This is a genomic window from Emticicia sp. BO119 (genome assembly GCF_013912375.1).
In the GTDB taxonomy this organism is placed as follows: Bacteria; Bacteroidota; Bacteroidia; order Cytophagales; family Spirosomataceae; genus Emticicia.
Genome location: NZ_JACETV010000004.1, coordinates 328831 through 345612, shown reverse-complemented (window position 1 = coordinate 345612; position 16782 = coordinate 328831). Strand labels below are relative to the sequence as shown.

The following is a 16782-nucleotide window of genomic DNA, read 5'->3' as shown; positions in this document are numbered from 1 at the left end:
AGCTTAAATTAATTTACCAATGATTCCTCAACATCTAATTATAAAGGGGCTTTATTCTTATAAAAACCAGCAGGAAATTGATTTCAATAACCTGACAAGCGCTTCGCTATTCGGTATTTTCGGCTCTGTTGGTAGTGGCAAATCTTCTGTGCTTGAAGCCATCATGTTTGCTTTATATGGTGATACGGAACGTCTGAACAAATCAGGCGACGAACGATATTATAATATGACTAATCTAAGCTCTGACGAATTAATCATTGATTTTACTTGTCTGGCCGGAAAGGAGGATAATAAGTATCGTTTTTTTGTAAGAGGCAGAAGAAGTCGCAGAAATTTTAAGGAAGTAAATATAGAACGTAAGGCTTATCAATGGATGAACGATAACTGGAGTCCGATTACAACTGATGATGTAGCCGAAAAAGTAATAGGGCTAAGCTACGAGAATTTCCGCCGGACAGTCATTATTCCACAAGGCAATTTTCAGGAGTTTATCGAATTAAAAGGTAAGGAACGCTCAGAAATGATGAAGGTGCTATTTGGCCTTGAAAAATTTGATTTATTCGAGAAGAATAAGCGATTAATTGAGAGAAATAATGCTGAATTAAGTGTATTAGATGGGCAGTTATTAAGTTTAGGAGATGAAACCCAGGAAGCCATTGAACAAAGAGAACACGATTTAAAACTTAAAAGAGAATTCAGCAAGAGTATAGATATACAATTACAGCAGCTTCGTAAAGATGAAAAACAACAGGAAGAACTCCTGAAATTATTTTCGAATTTAACACATACAACACATAAATTAGACACACTCAAAGAGCAGGAAAACTGGTTCAGACAAAGAGATGAAAGGCTAAAGCTCTATGAAAAGTGTGTCATTAACTTCAAATCTTTATTTGAGCAGAAAGCCTCTAAAGAAGCAGATTATAAAAGAGATAAAACCGAATCAGACAGGAATCAGATAATATTATCTCAAAATCAGCTACGATTGCAAACAATTCAACACGAGTTGGATACCATAAAGCCTGATTATGAGAAACGAGAAGAGCACCTGGCAAAAGCTAAAGAACTCGACGTATTAAAAGGTTTAAGAAATCTGGAGCAAGAGCGATTGAAAGCACAACAACGCATTGCTAACGGGAAAACTAAACTTCAGGAGAAAGAATTATTTATACAAAACCTGCTGAATGAAAAAAATCTTCTGGAGCAAAATCTGGATAAACGTAAAGAAGAGATACGCTTACAAAAAATTGAGTCTAAATTAGATGAAGAACTATTGCATCTGAAAGTACAAAAATCACTTCAGCAATTTGCCGATGCATTGAAGGATAGCGAGCCTTGTCCTCTCTGTGGTTCAGTTCATCACCCCGATGTATTGAGTTCAAATGAAGATTTCGATAGTAAAATTAATCAATTGACTACTCAAAAAGAAAATCTCAGGACGGAGTTAGTTTCAGCAGAAAATGCCATTAAGAAACTATTCTTAACTATTGAAGGAGAGAATAACGATAAAGTTGAACGATATGAAAAAACTCTTAATACACTTATCGGGCAACTGGCAGGTTTCGAAGGACAAAAAACTATTCTATTAAATCAGTTAAGTATTTTCAAATGGGTAGATTTTGAGCAAAAAAACCTTGAAGAGATAGAAACGCAAAGACTGTACACCGAAACACATCTCAAAAGAGTTGTTGAGACTTTTAATCGCTTAGATGTGGAACATCGTACGGCAGAAGGGAATATCAAGGGTATTGAGGGAAGCCAGAAAACTCTGTTGGCAAATCTTGAAAACCATACAAAAGACTTAGCATTGATTGAAAAAAGTATAGCGGAGCAATTAAAGGTTGATGATTTTGAATCGGCAGAAGCGGTATTGGCTATTCTAAAACAAAATATATTAATTGATCGAGAAAGAATAGAAATACAGACATTCCAGACTGATTTACAGGCCACACAGCAAGCTTTGGAGCAATTGACCAAAGATACAGAGGGGAAAAGGTATGAACCGGAAAGACATCACTTAATTAAAGACACCATCAAAAATAATGAGGCCAGATTTAATGAACTAAAAAAAGAAGAAGGTAGCCTGGAAAAAGAAATTGAAAGCGGGAAAGAGAATCTTAAAAACAAACAAAGGCTATTAGCAGAAAAGAAAAGATTAGAGATCCGAAAAGATAATCTTGATACACTCTACAAACTCTTTAAAGCCAATGGCTTTGTAGATTTTGTGTCAAGTATTTATCTGAAAAACCTTTCTCATGCGGCTAATGAGCGTTTCCATCGCATGACTCGCCATCAATTGCATTTAGAGGTGAATGCTGATAATGATTTTGAAGTACGTGATCTGCTGAATGGTGGTAAAACGCGATTGCTCAAAACCCTGTCTGGTGGTCAGAAATTTCAGGCAGCCTTATCATTAGCGTTGGCATTGGCCGATAATATTCATACCCGGGTGCAATCCAAGCACAATTTCTTCTTTTTAGATGAAGGCTTTGGGTCTTTAGACCGTGAGTCTTTATTGATAGTTTTTGAAACTTTAAAATCTCTGCGCAAAGAAAACCGCATTGTAGGTATCATTTCTCATGTAGACGAGTTGCAACAGGAAATACAGACTTTTTTGAAAGTTGAGAATACAGAAGATGGCAGCAAAGTATCTACAAGCTGGTAAGCATTTTTAGGCACGATTTTAGCAAATAGGTTTATTGTAATCAATAACCCGTGCTTGGAAAGTCTGTAATCAGACTTTCCAAAGTATTAAAATCAATGAAAAATCTCCTGTTACCCCTTTTACTGTTTGTAAGTTATACGGCTTCGGCTCAGCAAACCTGCCTATGCTCTCAGAACTTCGATTTTGCTTATCAGAAAATAAAAGATAATTATGCCGGATGGTCAGATAAAGTGAGGCCTGATAATCAGGCTGCTTTTGACCAGCTATCTACCGAAATTAAAGAAAAAGCCAAAAGCATCACAAACGAACGTGAGTGTTTCTTCCATCTGAAGAAATGGCTTGATTTCTTTCAGGACGGCCATGTATTTATTACCCCCATTACTCCTTATACAATTGATGACAGCCCTGAGGTAGTAGCTATCCGTGCCAGTAAAGTTCCGGCTTTATCCTTTAATGAAATAAGTTTTACTCAATATCTGAAAGAGAATGAAAATAAACTTGAAAATGTAGAAGGCATCTGGGAAAGCGATGATAAGGCTTATCGGGTTGGGATATTGAAAGATAAAAAAGACTCTAAAAAATATACAGGTTTTTTATTAGGAGATAGAGATGCTACCTGGAAAACGGGCAAAGTAAAGTTTGAAATGAATCAGGTTTCACCTTTACGCTTTATAACTACCTACTATTATGCTGATTTTTCGACAGAGACGAGCTTTACAAGAGAGGTAAAGAATTTTCTTATTATGGAAAATCTATACAAGTTTACCAAGCTATTTCCGATTCCGAAAGAAGAAGTAAGTGATGAGGATATTAAACAAAGAATCATTGATTTCAGAATTGAGCAATTAGATAATGAAACGGCCTTATTTGTGCTTCCCCCTTTTACGTTAGTAAATGGTCCTGAGTATATCAAGGAAATGATTAAAGACAGTAAACCTATTTTAGATAACTCTCCAAACCTTATTATTGATCTTCGCAATAATCCCGGTGGTGATGATGCCGCATATGAGTCTTTATTTCCATATATTAATACCAGCAGTATTGTACGAAAAGGTGGGGTATTCAGGTCAACTTTTGAAAATATTGTTTCTGTCAGACATGAATTAGAAGCTATACAGAGCTATCCGGCTTACAAAGAACGTCTTTCTCCTAAATTACAGCAGGTCTTGAGATTGATGGAGGGTAATGGGGGCAGATTTGTCAATGGGCCTGATAAAGAATTCGCTTTGGTAAGTGTAGCACCTAATCCTAAAAAGGTAGCTTTCCTTGTCAATAAAAACACAGCCAGTACGGCAGAGCAGTTTATTTTAGAAGCCAGACAAAGCAAGAAAACAATGGTTTTCGGCGAAAATACGAAAGGATTAGCCGATTATATAGAAGTAAGAGACTGGGGAATGCCTTGCTATGGCTGGCGGGTTGCCTTTGCCTTAGCCAAAAGTGCACGTTTGCCGCAGAATCCTATCGACAACAAAGGTATTGCACCTGATATTAAAATCAGTGAAAAAGAAGCAGATTGGGTTGAATTTGTCAGGAACTATCTAAAAAAGTAAGTAAAATGCCCACTTACAGGAGTGGGCATTTGCTTTTTAATCAGCCAGTCTTTCTTTAATACTTTTCAGAATCTCCGTTCCACCCTGAGCCAACACATTTTCGGCTACTTTTATTCCTAATCCTTCGGGGTCATCAACCGAACTTTCCTCTGTTACCTTAATATGTTTTTGACCATCCAAACTGATAAGCCCGGCGGTCATTTTCAGATGAAGCCCTCCGTGATCATTTTCTTCCAAAGTTGTGTTTCCATAAGACGGAATCGAACAACCACCTTGCAGTTTTTTAAGATAAGCTCTTTCGGCAAGTAAGCATTTTTCTGTCTGTGCGTCGTTAATCAGGAGCTTTATCATCAGCCTTTTTTCTTCTTCCAGCGCTTTAGCTGCTTCAATAGCAACACAACCCTGGCCAACCGGAGGCACAAACTTACTCAACGACAGATGTTCTACTATCAAATCATCATAATGCATACGGTGTACCCCTGCATAAGCCAATAGCAAAGCATCGCATTGTTTTTCTTCCAGTTTGCGCAAACGTGTCTGTAAGTTACCTCGCATATCAACTATCTGAATATGCGGATAATAATGTTTCAGCATAGCTACCCGACGCGTTGAAGAAGTGCCCACTATGAAGCTCTCACCGCTTTGAAGCGATAAGTTTTTATTAAAGCTTACCAGCACATCATTTACCTGTTCACGCTCGGTAAATGCAATAATCTCTAAATCTGATGCCAATTCAGATTGCAAATCTTTAGCTGAATGAACAGCAATATCAATCTCGCCCGTGCGAAGCTGGTCTTCCAACTCTTCGGTAAATACCCCTTTGCTACCAATTTTTGATAAAGAGCGATCCAGTATTTTATCGCCTTTGGTTTCAATAATAACAATTTCTGTATCTACTCCTTTAGCTTTTAGTTTATCTTCGACATAATACGCCTGCCACAAAGCTAATTTGCTTCCACGAGTACCGATTTTTATTTTCATCATATACGAGACTGTTTATCCTTTCGTCATTAACCTTGCAATGATTAAAGAAATATCTAAAAACACTATTTTAGCTCTGGCGTTTCGTTCTATATGAAAATGTGATTCGCTGAGCACTTCTGTAATCTGTTCTAAATTATTAAGGTTGATGGCTGCTGAAAATTTCTGTACAAAAACCAATTCATCATTTTCTAATCTGATAAGTGACTGCCCTCCGTTGCGATACAAAAAAATCTCTCTGAAAATACTTAAGCCATACTCTAATATACCTTTCTGTTGTTCTTTGCTTTTGGCATCAAATTCATCAGCCATCGGAACCAGTTTTTGTAGATTCAAAGCGTAACACATACGCATCCAGTTGGCAAACCAGGCATGGTCGTCATCATCTGATTTATCAACAATCTCCAACGCCCTGTGTATATTTCCTTCTGCCAGAAAGGCGATCTGCCTGACCCTTTCTTGTGAAATATCCTTATACTTTAATAAATATTCTGTGATTTCAGTCTCTGAAAACTTCCTGATAGCTACCCTTTGCGTTCGTGAAATAATGGTTGTCAGTAATCGTTCCATGCTATTTACTACTAACAGGAACAAGGTTTGCTCAGGGGGTTCTTCCAGAATTTTCAAAAGGGCATTGGCTGTTGTATTATGCAGGCACTCTGCCTGCCAGATAATTACAATCTTGTAACCACCCTCGTAAGATTTGAGCGATAGTTTCTGAATCAATTGCCGGGCTTCTTCGGCAGGGATATTTCCTTGTTTTATTCCGATTTTTTCGAGCCAGTCAGATAAATTGCCAAAGGGTGTTGCTTTTACAAAATTACGCCATTGAGGCATAAAGTTTTCAGAAAGTACGCTTTTACCCCCTGCTGTCGGGAAGATATAGGTGACATCCGGATGTGCCAATTTGCTCATCTTTATACAGCTTGGGCATCGGCCACAGGCATCGTCTGCCTGCTTATCTTCGCAATTAACATAGGTTGCATAGGCTAAGGCCAAAGCGAGATTGGCCGTTCCTTCATTTCCATGAAACAACTGGGCATGCGCCACATGATTATTGGCAATAGTACCAATAAGTGATTGTTTAATATCGGGAAGACCAGTGATTTCACGAAAAAGCATGGGGCAAAGTTACGATATTCTCATCAAATAGAAGACTCTGTGTCATGAATGTATTGAAGAATTTGCAGGTCTGTCTCTGTCAGTTGCTTATCTCTTCTTTTCATGGTTTCGTTAATTACCTGCATGGCTTTATCGAAACGGTAAAGCGCATAGCCTGAATCTACCCCACCCCACTTAAAAGACGGAATATGCTTCTCCTGAAAACCCGCACCAAAAATATTGGAACATACCCCTGCAACTGTACCGGTATTGAACATGGTGCTGATACCCGCTTTGGTATAATCTCCCATAAAAAGGCCACAGAATAATTCGCCACTTTTTTCTAATTGTTTAGTAGCATAACTATAAAGTTTTACATCAGAATAATCGTTTTTCAGATTAGAATTATTGGTATTTGCGCCAAGGTTACACCATTCACCAATTACCGAATTACCCAAGAACCCATCATGCGCTTTATTGCTATAGGCCGATAAAATAGAATTACCAACTTCGCCCCCTGCTCTACAAAATGGCCCAAGTGTAGTATTAGCCCGCATTTTAGCCCCCCATGCCACAATACTCCCCTCATCAGCCGAAAAAGGCCCGATGATAATAGCCCCTTCTTGTATGGTTGCATTTTTACCGATATAAACAGGGCCATTTTCGGCATTAATAATGGCGGCTTTGATACTTGCCCCTGCTTCTACAAACACATTTTCAGTTGCATAAACGCGTGTAAAGAGGTCGGTAATGGTCTGTGATTGTCTGCCTTTTGTAATTAACTGGAAATCAGCTTTTATCTGGTCTCCGTTTTTTAAATAAATATCTGGTAGATTCTGGATGATTGTTGGTCTATGCCCCACTAATTCTTTAGTCTCAAACTGGGTATAATCAATCGGGAAACTTAATTTCTGTGAAGTTCTGATAGCGATAGCGACATTACTTGTTATTAACATTTCATCCTCTTTTAGTTGCTGAATTGTCGCCAGAAGATGCGAATCCGGGCACACGCACCCGTTCAGATACAAATTATCTGATGCGATAATATGCTTGAATTTTTCTTGCAGGTAGGTTTCGGTCAGATAAGAGAGCGTTGTCCCAAGTACCTTTTCCCATTTCTGGCCGATAGTCAGAATCCCACATCTGATTTCGATTACAGGTTTGGTAAAAGTAAAAGGTTTCAATTGATTTCTTAGCTGAAGGTCATCAAAAGCAATATAGTTCATCTTATTTTCTTTAGTTTTTCCTGCGGTAAAGATAAATAAAGTTTTCCCTTCATCTAAATTTTGTTTGTCCTGAGAGACGAAATCTAATACCTTTGAAATCAATTGACTACCCTTAATTTTAGCTGATATATTTATGAAAAAGATAGTAATTTTCGGTTCGACGGGTTTATTAGGCAAACCTGTAACGCGGGCATTAATTGATGCTGGTTTTGATGTTACAGTGCTGGTAAGAAATGAAACCCTTGCCCTAAAACTCTTTCCGAAAGCTACTATTATTAAAGGTGATTTAAAGAATGAGTCCGATATAGAAAAAGCTATTGAAGGTCAGGAAGCTATTTTTCTAAGTTTATCGGTAACACAAACCGAGAAAGAACATGGATTTCATACCGAGCAGGAAGGCTTAGATACAGTTATAAAAGTTGCCAAAGCCCGAAATGTCAAACGCATAACCTATCTTTCTTCTTTAGTACACCTGTATCAGGGCATGGATGGGTTTGACTGGTGGATATTCAGAATTAAAAAAGAAGCAGTCAGAAAAATTAAAGAATCGGGCATTCCTTATACTATTTTTTATCCTTCTACTTTTATGGAAAGTATAGCGTACCAGTCAAGGCAGGGAAATATGATTGCTATTGGAGGCAAATCAGAATATCCGCTCTATTATATTGCTGCTGAAGATTATGCCCGACAAGTAGTGGGTTCATTTAAAATACTGAAAGACGAAAACAGAGATTATGTTGTGCAAGGCCCGGATGCTTTTACGCAGGCTGAGGCAGCTAAAGTTTTCATCAAACATTATAAAAAAGAGAAACTTCACACCATGTGGGCACCAATGTTCCTGATGAAAATCATGGGGATTTTTGCCCGGAAGTTTGATTATGGTTATCACATTGTAACAGCTTTGAATAAATACCCTGAAAAATTTGAGGCTGCTCAAACATGGGAAGAGTTAGGGAAACCTACTATTACGCTGAAAGCATTTGCTGAGAGGATTTAACTTAGAATATAAGTAGAAATATATTGATTAAGCAGTCGCTGCGCCGATTCAATCAATAATCGTTCTGGCTAAAGACAAGTAAATCTTAATCCATTTCAGGTATTCTCAGGAAAAGAAAATCCCCTAATGGTAAGGGGATTTCTAATTTAATTACAATTTATTTTATTTAACTAAAACTTACTTTTTTGCGATTCTGTATAGTCTCCCCTGATCGGTGATAGCATAGATAGCACCATCTCTGCCCTGTGTTACATCACGGAAACGTTGGTATTCTTCTGAAAGCAAACGCTCCTCGCCTACTACTTTATCGTTTTCAATTACCAGACGCGCAATGTGCATCCCGCTCAAACAGCCAACGAAAAGGTTGTTTTTCCACTCAGGCATCATATCTCCACTATAGAAAGTCATACCGCTTGGTGATACAGACGGATCCCAATAATAGACTGGTTGCTCCATTCCTTCTTTTTGTTGGATCACCTCACCAATTGCTTTCCCACTATACTCAATACCATAAGTAATTGTTGGCCAACCGTAGTTTTTACCTGCACGCACATGGTTTACTTCATCACCACCTCTTGGGCCAAATTCATTTGAGTAAAGTTCGCCTGTAACCGGATGAAAGGCTAACCCTTGCACATTGCGGTGGCCATAAGAGTACAATTCAGGTTTTGCCTCAGTATTACCCGCAAACGGGCCGCCTGCTACGGCTTTGCCCTCAGTAGTAATATGAATAACTTTTCCTAAACTTGAATTAAGTGCCTGCGCCTGCGGACGAGTAACCAGATCAGAGCGTTCGCCTGTGCTGATAAAGAGATTCCCACTTTTATCAAATACTATACGGCCACCATAGTGTAAAGTACCATTGTGTGCAGGTGTAGCACGATAAATCACCGTTGCTCCTTCAATTTTGGTTTCATCAGCCGAAAGTTTTCCTTTGCCCACAGAGGTATGCGTTCCTCCTGCTACATTCTCTGAGAAAGTCCAGTAAACCATACGGTTTCTCTCAAAGGCAGGATCGATGGTAATACCTAAAAGACCTCCCTGGCCGTCTGAGTTTACAGCCGGTAAACCTGTAATGGGTTTACTTAATTCTCCGGTTGCTTTGGCAATTCTTAAAGTTCCCTCTTTTTGAGTAATAATTAATCTTCCGTCAGGCAGGCTTTTTATGCCCCAGGGAGAGGTTAATCCCTCCGTAAGAACCTTAAAGCTATAAGGAGTTTTAGTTTTTATACCATTGGCTCTGGTTTGTCCGGCAAAAGCCGGTTTATAGGTAGCGTTTGGTGCTTTTGTTTCAACAGGAGCCGAATCGGCAGTGCCTTGTGCACATGAAACATAAGTTAATGAAGCAAATACAAATGAAACTAATGCTGCTTTTTTCATATAAATTTTAAAATTAAAGATACTGATTTAGAATATGGAGAATGGAAAAAAGGAACATCAAGGAAGACGAATAGAAAGCAGAAAAGGGATTTTCCTGCTCATAGCCTGCTTGTCAGTTATTCCATTTTCTAATCTCCGATTGCTTTTTTTCTTAGCTCCCCATCTTATTTAAAAACACCTGTTTGTACATCCGACCTATCGGTATTTCCTGCTGGTGAATTTTCAAAGAATCATTATTATAAGTATTGATTTTATCAATGGCTACAATAAACGATTTATGCACTCTGATAAATTTTGATTCAGGCAATTTAGCTTCCATATAACCCAATCGTTCATAAACCACATATAAATTTTCGCTGGTGAATACCTTTATATAATCCTTTAAACCCTCAATGTATAGAATATCATTCAGAAAGACCTTGACCTGGTCTTTATCAACCTTCAGAAATAAATAGGCGTTATTAAAAGCATTGGGTTCGGGGCTGATCGCCTTGGTTATCTCCTGAAAATGCAGGAATTTGGAAATAGCTTTTAAAAACCGCTCCTGACTGACAGGTTTTACTAAATAATCGAATATCTCTAAGTCAAAAGCCTCAACTGCGTATTCACGAAAGGCAGTTGTCAGAATTACTTCAGGTTTTTTATGCAAGGCTTTCAGTAAATCCAGACCAGACATTTTGGGCATTTGTATATCTAAAAACAGCAAATCGACTTCGTTGCTTTGCAGATAAATAAAGCCATCAATGGCATTATCGAATAAGCCCACTACTTCGAAATCGGGCAAAATTTCCAGATATGCCTTGATTAATTCTCTTGCGGGTAGTTCGTCATCTATAATTAAGCAACGATAGCTCATTATTCAAATTCTAATTTTAAGACTACTAAAAAACTATTCATTTCGCTATAGGTTTTGAAATCATGCTTGCCCGGATACAGCAACTCTAAGCGTCGTTTTACATTACTCAAACCTAAGCCACCATTATGCAGTTTGGGACTTTGCGCATCGGGTTCTACACTATTTTCAACCTTTACAACTAACTCGTTTCCCTTCACAGAAATATCAATTCTCAACCATGAGGGCTTAATTGAATTGTTTACACCATGCTTAAAGCAATTCTCAATAACAGGCAACAATAACAATGGCGGAATTAGAATATGATTGATGTTATCATAAATATTAAAAGACACATCCACCTTATCCCCAATTCTTACTTTCTGTAAATCAACATAGTTTCTGATATACTTTAACTCATCTTCCAACGCCACCTTTTCTTTCTTTGAATCATATAAAGTATATTCTATCAGATTAGATAGCTTAATAATCTGCTGCGCTGTTTCAGGACTTTTCTTAAAGGCTTCGGCATAAATACTATTGAGCGTATTAAAGATAAAATGCGGTTGAACCTGGGATTTCAGTAGCTCTAATTCAGCAGCGGTTTTTTCCTGTTTAAGGTCTTGCATAGTCTGTTGTTGCTTGTACCAACCCCGCATAAAATAGAACATACTGTAGAGAAATACGAGAAAGTACAGGTTTACAAACTCATATAGCAGCTTAGGGAAATAAACAAACGGGCCAGGATAAGGATGCGCCTCTATATAAGGGTAAATCAGGTAATAATTGATAGCTCGTTTAATAAAGATAAAAACAATAGCTACAGAAATCAAACCTACCCAAAAGATAGTTTTGTGGTCGGTCAGGAAGTATTTTTCAAATAAGATATGAATCGAAAGATAAGATACTATAAATGCCGCAGGCATATAAACGCAGGCCTTGATAAGAGAGGCATGGTAGTTTTCGGTCATAGCCCCTCCGCCCAACCATTCATACAAAAAGTAGAGTAGCCAGAATATCAGATTGAAGCGTATAAAAGTCTTCTTATCAATCATTACACCCTCGGTAGTGTTCAGAACGCAAATATATCGGCTATTTTTCGTTTCAGATTGATAATCCAGTGAATTTAGACCAAGCTGTTATTTTAGCGACAAACGCCGTTGGTGGTTTTATAAGATATGCGGGTATTAATTGAATTTTATTCCCCTTAATGAAACTTTTTACATCAATTTACCTGTTGTCAATTTCCCCACTTACATTTTCATTGAAATTTCATCATGAGTCAGTTTATTTACGGAATTGATTTTGGCACTAGTAATTCTGCCCTCGTTATTCTTGATACTAAAACCAACAACGTTGTTAAATTATTCACTACCCCCTCTTTGCTGTTTTTCCCGGAGACCAAAAGTGCACAAGAACAAATCACTTTTTCGATAGGTAACGAGGCCATAGAACGCTATGTAGAGAACCGAAGACGTGGACGTTTCATGAAGTCTATCAAAAAGGTACTACCTAATAAAAGCTTTATAGATACTGTAATTGGTTATAAAAGATATAAAGCCGAAGATTTGGTTTCCTTGATTCTGATTCACCTCAAAAAACAGGCGGATGATTTCTTGGGTGAAACTGTTACGACGGCTGTCATTGGACGCCCTGTGGTATTTGATGAAAATCCAGAAAAAGATGCCTTAGCACAAGAACGCTTGTCAAAAGCAGCTCGAATAGCCGGATTCACCGATTTCTATTTCCAGATGGAACCAATCGGGGCCGCATTTACTTACGAACGCCAGATTCAAAAAGAAGAACTGGTATTAGTTGCCGATTTCGGTGGTGGTACTTCTGATTTTTCCTTGATGCGCCTTAATCCGGAAGCTGTTAACCAGGCTGATAGAGGAGCTGATATGATTGCACAAGGCGGCGTGTATATTGGTGGCGATAGTTTTGATTCTGATATTATGTGGCATAAGGGTACTTCGCACTTTGGCAGAGGGGTGAAAGAAGAATTCACACCTGGCAAGCAGATAGATTTACCTTTGTCTTACTTTCAGAATATATGCTCCTGGGAAAAAATGAACTTCTTAGATACCCTCCGCATGAGAATCAATATCAGCAAGTCTTATAATTTCTCAGGAAAAAACCCCAAAGTCAAAAACCTGTTGACCTTGATTGAAGATAACCTGGGCTATGTGCTTTTCAAGCAGATAGAAAAAACCAAAATAGACCTGACTCATAATAATGAAACCTCTTTTGAGTTTAACCAGAACGAAATTGACTTTAAGGAGCCCATTACGATCGAAAATTTTGAACACGAAATTATTAACAAGAATCTGGATAAAATTGAAGATTACCTGTTAGATTTCTTAGAAAAATATAGCGTTAATACACAGGATATTGATGTGGTTTTTATGACTGGTGGTACTTCAATGGTACGTCCTTTAAAAAACATTTTCGTTAAACTTTTTGGCGAGAACAAGATTAAATCAGGGGATAATTTTAATAGCGTAGCTATGGGACTGGCTTATAGCTATAAGGTTGTTTCAGCAATTGCTTAACCCAAAAAGCATAGAAAATCATAATCATACCTATAAAACCACTTAATAAATTAATCGTGTGGTTTTCAATTAATTGTTTTTATTTAATTAAATAAAGTACTTATTTTCAGTCAGTTACAAACACATACTGACATGAAAAAATTATTTTTACTTCTTCTATTAATTACAAATGGAGCTTTCTCACAAGGTAATTATTACTTACACAATAATTCGAGCAGTGTTACTATTTTGCCAAGCCAGATAAGTGCCAAGCATCCTTTAGGAGAGTTTAATACATCTGTAGGGCAAGATGCCTTAAAGGTAAACACGCGTGATTTTAATACGGCTGTGGGTTATAGAGCACTTTACAATAATGCCAGCACCCCAGATGGTGGTGGTGATGATAATACGGCAATAGGGGTTTATTCCCTTCTGTCAAATACTACGGGATTCTCTAATATAGGTTTAGGTAAAAGTAGTCTTCAGAATAATACTGTAGGATACTGGAACATCGCTATTGGTACCAACGCACTTGATGAAAATGTAGGGGGCTATACAAATGTTGCTATTGGCTACGATGCCGTTGGCAGAGCCACAAGTGCCAATTATAATACTGCGGTAGGCACTTATGCCATGCGTTTTTCGGCTGGCGGATTTAATACAGCGTTGGGGGGTAATGCTTTGGCCGGCAATGGGTTTACGCCTTCAAATGGTACACTTAATGTAGCATTGGGTTATGGTGCTTCTTATGCTAATATTTCAGGCTCCAATAACGTAGCAGTAGGTTACGATGCGCTCAATAATAATACAACTGGAAACAGTAATGTAGCTATTGGTTATAACGCAGGTTATTCTGAAACAGGTAGCAACAGGCTTTATATTGATAATTCGGGAACTTCGTCGCCACTTATCGGGGGTAATTTTTCAACCGATAAAATTGGTATTAACCGCTCAATGGCAAATCTTGATTCAAGATCAGAAAATTTTCAGGTACAAGGCTCTGCTTTTATTACGGGTAACCTCTGCGCAGCCAGTTATAATTGTGTATCGGACTTCCGCTATAAAAAGAATATCTCTCGTCTACAAAACTCACTAACTAATCTGCTGACACTACGAGGTGTTAATTATGACTGGCGAATAGACGAATTCCCCGAACAGGCATTCACTTCACAACGTCAGACAGGCTTCATTGCTCAGGAATTAGAACAGGTTTATCCTGAAATGGTGGCAACCGATGTAAATGGCTTTAAATCGGTTGATTACGCCCGCCTGACTCCTGTATTAGTAGAAGCTATTAAAGAATTGAATGAAAAAGTACTTGCTTTAGAGAAAGGAAATGAAGTGTTGAAATCAGAAAATGCCCGGCTTAAAAAACAGTTTGATTTGTTTGAAGTAAGGTTACAGAATCTGGAAAAAGAAGAAATGAAGTAAACAGGTAATTTAACCCATTTTTTTAGGCTGAGTTTGTATGTTGAAATTGTACTATACAAAGTATTACCTGTGATTATATGGTAAAATGAACTGAATGGTATAATTTTTCCGTTATTTTGGCAATATGATTCAATTTCAGGAAAAGTAAATAATTGAGTCATAAGAAAATTATGGAAACCTTAGGATACATTGCGGGCATATTAACTACAGTTGCTTTTGTGCCGCAATTACTACAAATCTACAAAACTAAATCGGCCAAAGACGTGTCTCTGTCCATGTTCTTAATCTTTACTACAGGAGTCATTATGTGGTTAATCTATGGTATTAAAGCTAATGCTTTCCCTGTTGTTGCAGCGAACGGTGTAACCTTGATACTCGCATTGATTATCTTATTCTTCAAGTTTAAGTATAATAATCACTCTTTGAAGTAAGAGAGTTTGCTGCATCTTTTTTAAAGTCAAAATTTTATTTCAATTTTGAGCAGGCATTTCCATGTCTGATTTTTGTTGTTTGTACCTATTCTTAATGATATATTCTGAATAGAATGATAAAAAACAGAAAAATAATTGTAAATTTGACACTTAATAATTTACTTCGCATCATATTTAAAAATTATTCATATTCAACCGAGCAGAAATCATGACAAAATTGAAAGTTACGATAGGTGAAAAAGAATATTTTCCATTCATTAAAGAACCTATTGCTTATGAGGGAAAAGAATCTAATAATTATTTGGCGTTTAAATACTACGATGCTAACAGAGTAGTAGCTGGCAAAACAATGGCAGAACATTTACGTTTTGCAACGGCTTACTGGCATACCTTCTGCGGAACCGGTGGAGACCCATTCGGCCCGGGTACAAAAGTTTTTCCTTGGGATTTAAACAGCAATCCGCTACAAGCGGCTAAAGATAAAGCAGATGCAGCTTTCGAATTCATGACCAAGTTAGGTACACCTTTCTATTGTTTTCATGATATTGATATTGCTCCAGAAGGCAATTCACAAAGCGAGTTTGAAAAGAACGTTCAAACCATTGTTGCCATTGCGAAACAAAAACAAGCCGAAAGTGGTGTAAAATTATTGTGGGGTACAGCCAACTTGTTTTCTCACCCACGCTATATGAATGGTGCTTCTACCAATCCTGATTTCGCGGTAGTGGCTCATGCCGGTTTACAGGTAAAAAATGCCATTGATGCCACAATCGAATTAGGGGGAGAAGGCTACGTATTCTGGGGAGGTCGTGAAGGCTATATGTCTTTGTTGAATACAAATACAAAACGTGAAATTGATCACCTGGCGCAATTCCTGACTATTTCCCGTGATTATGCACGTAGTCAGGGCTTCAAAGGTAAATTCTATATTGAGCCAAAACCATGTGAGCCATCGAAACACCAGTACGACTACGATGTACAAACTGTCGTTGGTTTCTTGCGTCATTATGGCTTAGATAAAGATTTTCAGTTGAATGCTGAGGTAAACCACGCTACGTTGGCAGGTCATACCTTTGCACACGAACTACAAATGGCTGCTGATGCAGGTATGTTGGGTAGTATTGATGCTAACCGTGGAGATTATCAAAATGGCTGGGATACAGACCAGTTCCCGATTGATTTGTTTGAATTAACAGAAGCCATGTTGGTTATCCTGGAAGCAGGTGGATTCTCGACAGGTGGTATAAACTTTGATGCGAAAACCCGTAGAAACTCTACTGACCTGGAAGACATCTTTATTGCACACATTGCAGGTATGGATGCTTTTGCAAGAGCATTATTGATTGCCAATAACATTCTTGAGAAATCAGACTATAAAAACCTACGTACGAAGCGTTATGCTTCGTTTGATGGTGGTGATGGTGCTGCCTTTGAAAAAGGTAAATTATCATTGACTGATTTGAGAGGTATCGCCCTGAGAGATGGGGAGCCTGCACAAATCAGCGGAAAACAGGAGTTGTTTGAAATGATTATCAATCAATATATCTAAAAACTTATTGATTATAAATGAAGCCCTGTAAAATATCATTTGCAGGGCTTTTTATATTAATTTTTAATTAATTCATAGCAGGCAATTGCCATTCCAAATATTTTCCGT

The 16782-nt window shown here is 37.9% G+C and carries 13 protein-coding genes; 7 read left to right on the top strand and 6 right to left on the bottom strand.

Translation table 11 applies throughout. The features are described 5' to 3' along the window. Nucleotides 1-19 precede the first annotated feature (19 nt). Together H1R81_RS15350 and H1R81_RS15345 are read left to right on the top strand one after the other, a co-directional pair. Entirely contained in the window at nt 20-2665 is a 2646-nt protein-coding gene (locus tag H1R81_RS15350) for an SbcC/MukB-like Walker B domain-containing protein (RefSeq protein WP_181841620.1), read from the top strand. Nucleotides 2666-2760: 95 nt separating this feature from the next. Further along, on the top strand, nt 2761-4215 hold the full coding sequence (locus tag H1R81_RS15345) for a S41 family peptidase (RefSeq protein WP_181841619.1): 1455 nt from the start codon (nt 2761-2763) through the stop codon (nt 4213-4215). 36 nt (nt 4216-4251) lie between these two features. On the opposite strand, the gene hemC is transcribed toward H1R81_RS15345, so the two are convergent. The 3 genes from hemC to H1R81_RS15330 are packed head-to-tail and all read right to left on the bottom strand — an operon-like array spanning nt 4252 to nt 7523. Continuing rightward, nucleotides 4252-5196, bottom strand: coding sequence for a hydroxymethylbilane synthase (gene hemC, locus H1R81_RS15340; RefSeq protein ID WP_181841829.1), 945 nt, complete (start codon nt 5194-5196; stop codon nt 4252-4254). A 15-nt stretch (nt 5197-5211) separates the two neighbouring features. Beyond that, entirely contained in the window at nt 5212-6318 is a 1107-nt protein-coding gene (holB, locus tag H1R81_RS15335) for a DNA polymerase III subunit delta' (RefSeq protein ID WP_181841618.1), read from the bottom strand. A gap of 23 nt (nt 6319-6341) precedes the next feature. Continuing rightward, complete coding sequence (locus H1R81_RS15330) at nt 6342-7523, bottom strand: putative sugar nucleotidyl transferase (RefSeq protein WP_181841617.1); 1182 nt, start codon at nt 7521-7523, stop codon at nt 6342-6344. A 133-nt stretch (nt 7524-7656) separates the two neighbouring features. On the opposite strand from H1R81_RS15330, the gene H1R81_RS15325 reads away from it, so the two are divergent. Beyond that, nucleotides 7657-8520 (top strand): SDR family oxidoreductase, encoded by an 864-nt coding sequence (locus H1R81_RS15325; protein WP_181841616.1) that lies wholly within the window; start codon nt 7657-7659, stop codon nt 8518-8520. 177 nt (nt 8521-8697) lie between these two features. Here the strand turns inward: H1R81_RS15325 and H1R81_RS15320 are convergent, their stop codons facing one another. The 3 genes from H1R81_RS15320 to H1R81_RS15310 form a co-directional block, all read right to left on the bottom strand. Further along, complete coding sequence (locus tag H1R81_RS15320) at nt 8698-9900, bottom strand: PQQ-dependent sugar dehydrogenase (RefSeq protein WP_181841615.1); 1203 nt, start codon at nt 9898-9900, stop codon at nt 8698-8700. 151 nt (nt 9901-10051) lie between these two features. Further along, nucleotides 10052-10756: a LytTR family DNA-binding domain-containing protein gene (locus H1R81_RS15315; RefSeq protein ID WP_181841614.1), complete on the bottom strand. Its 705-nt coding sequence runs from the start codon at nt 10754-10756 to the stop codon at nt 10052-10054. Continuing rightward, nucleotides 10756-11787: a sensor histidine kinase gene (locus tag H1R81_RS15310; protein ID WP_181841613.1), complete on the bottom strand. Its 1032-nt coding sequence runs from the start codon at nt 11785-11787 to the stop codon at nt 10756-10758. Before H1R81_RS15310 ends, H1R81_RS15315 begins: the two co-directional genes overlap by 1 nt. 222 nt (nt 11788-12009) lie before the next feature. Here H1R81_RS15310 and H1R81_RS15305 point away from each other — a divergent pair, with 222 nt between their 5' ends. The 4 genes from H1R81_RS15305 to xylA all read left to right on the top strand — a co-directional run bounded on the left by H1R81_RS15305 (nt 12010) and on the right by xylA (nt 16674). After that, nucleotides 12010-13284, top strand: coding sequence for an Hsp70 family protein (locus H1R81_RS15305; protein WP_181841612.1), 1275 nt, complete (start codon nt 12010-12012; stop codon nt 13282-13284). Between the two features lie 132 nt (nt 13285-13416). Continuing rightward, complete coding sequence (locus tag H1R81_RS15300; RefSeq protein WP_181841611.1) at nt 13417-14694, top strand: tail fiber domain-containing protein; 1278 nt, start codon at nt 13417-13419, stop codon at nt 14692-14694. Nucleotides 14695-14864: 170 nt separating this feature from the next. Continuing rightward, complete coding sequence (locus H1R81_RS15295) at nt 14865-15125, top strand: SemiSWEET transporter (protein WP_181841610.1); 261 nt, start codon at nt 14865-14867, stop codon at nt 15123-15125. Between the two features lie 208 nt (nt 15126-15333). Further along, a complete protein-coding gene (gene xylA, locus H1R81_RS15290) occupies nt 15334-16674 on the top strand; it encodes a xylose isomerase (protein ID WP_181841609.1) in 1341 nt (446 codons plus the stop codon). The last annotated feature ends 108 nt before the right edge of the window (nt 16675-16782 follow it).

Coding starts and splice junctions, on each gene's coding strand:
- H1R81_RS15295 (WP_181841610.1), top strand. CDS start 14,865: ATGGAAACCTTAGGATACATTGCGGGCATATTAACTACAGTTGCTTTT.
- H1R81_RS15310 (WP_181841613.1), bottom strand. CDS start 11,787: ATGATTGATAAGAAGACTTTTATACGCTTCAATCTGATATTCTGGCTA.
- H1R81_RS15320 (WP_181841615.1), bottom strand. CDS start 9,900: ATGAAAAAAGCAGCATTAGTTTCATTTGTATTTGCTTCATTAACTTAT.
- hemC (WP_181841829.1), bottom strand. CDS start 5,196: ATGAAAATAAAAATCGGTACTCGTGGAAGCAAATTAGCTTTGTGGCAG.
- H1R81_RS15350 (WP_181841620.1), top strand. CDS start 20: ATGATTCCTCAACATCTAATTATAAAGGGGCTTTATTCTTATAAAAAC.
- H1R81_RS15325 (WP_181841616.1), top strand. CDS start 7,657: ATGAAAAAGATAGTAATTTTCGGTTCGACGGGTTTATTAGGCAAACCT.
- holB (WP_181841618.1), bottom strand. CDS start 6,318: ATGCTTTTTCGTGAAATCACTGGTCTTCCCGATATTAAACAATCACTT.
- H1R81_RS15345 (WP_181841619.1), top strand. CDS start 2,761: ATGAAAAATCTCCTGTTACCCCTTTTACTGTTTGTAAGTTATACGGCT.
- H1R81_RS15315 (WP_181841614.1), bottom strand. CDS start 10,756: ATGAGCTATCGTTGCTTAATTATAGATGACGAACTACCCGCAAGAGAA.
- H1R81_RS15305 (WP_181841612.1), top strand. CDS start 12,010: ATGAGTCAGTTTATTTACGGAATTGATTTTGGCACTAGTAATTCTGCC.
- H1R81_RS15300 (WP_181841611.1), top strand. CDS start 13,417: ATGAAAAAATTATTTTTACTTCTTCTATTAATTACAAATGGAGCTTTC.
- H1R81_RS15330 (WP_181841617.1), bottom strand. CDS start 7,523: ATGAACTATATTGCTTTTGATGACCTTCAGCTAAGAAATCAATTGAAA.
- xylA (WP_181841609.1), top strand. CDS start 15,334: ATGACAAAATTGAAAGTTACGATAGGTGAAAAAGAATATTTTCCATTC.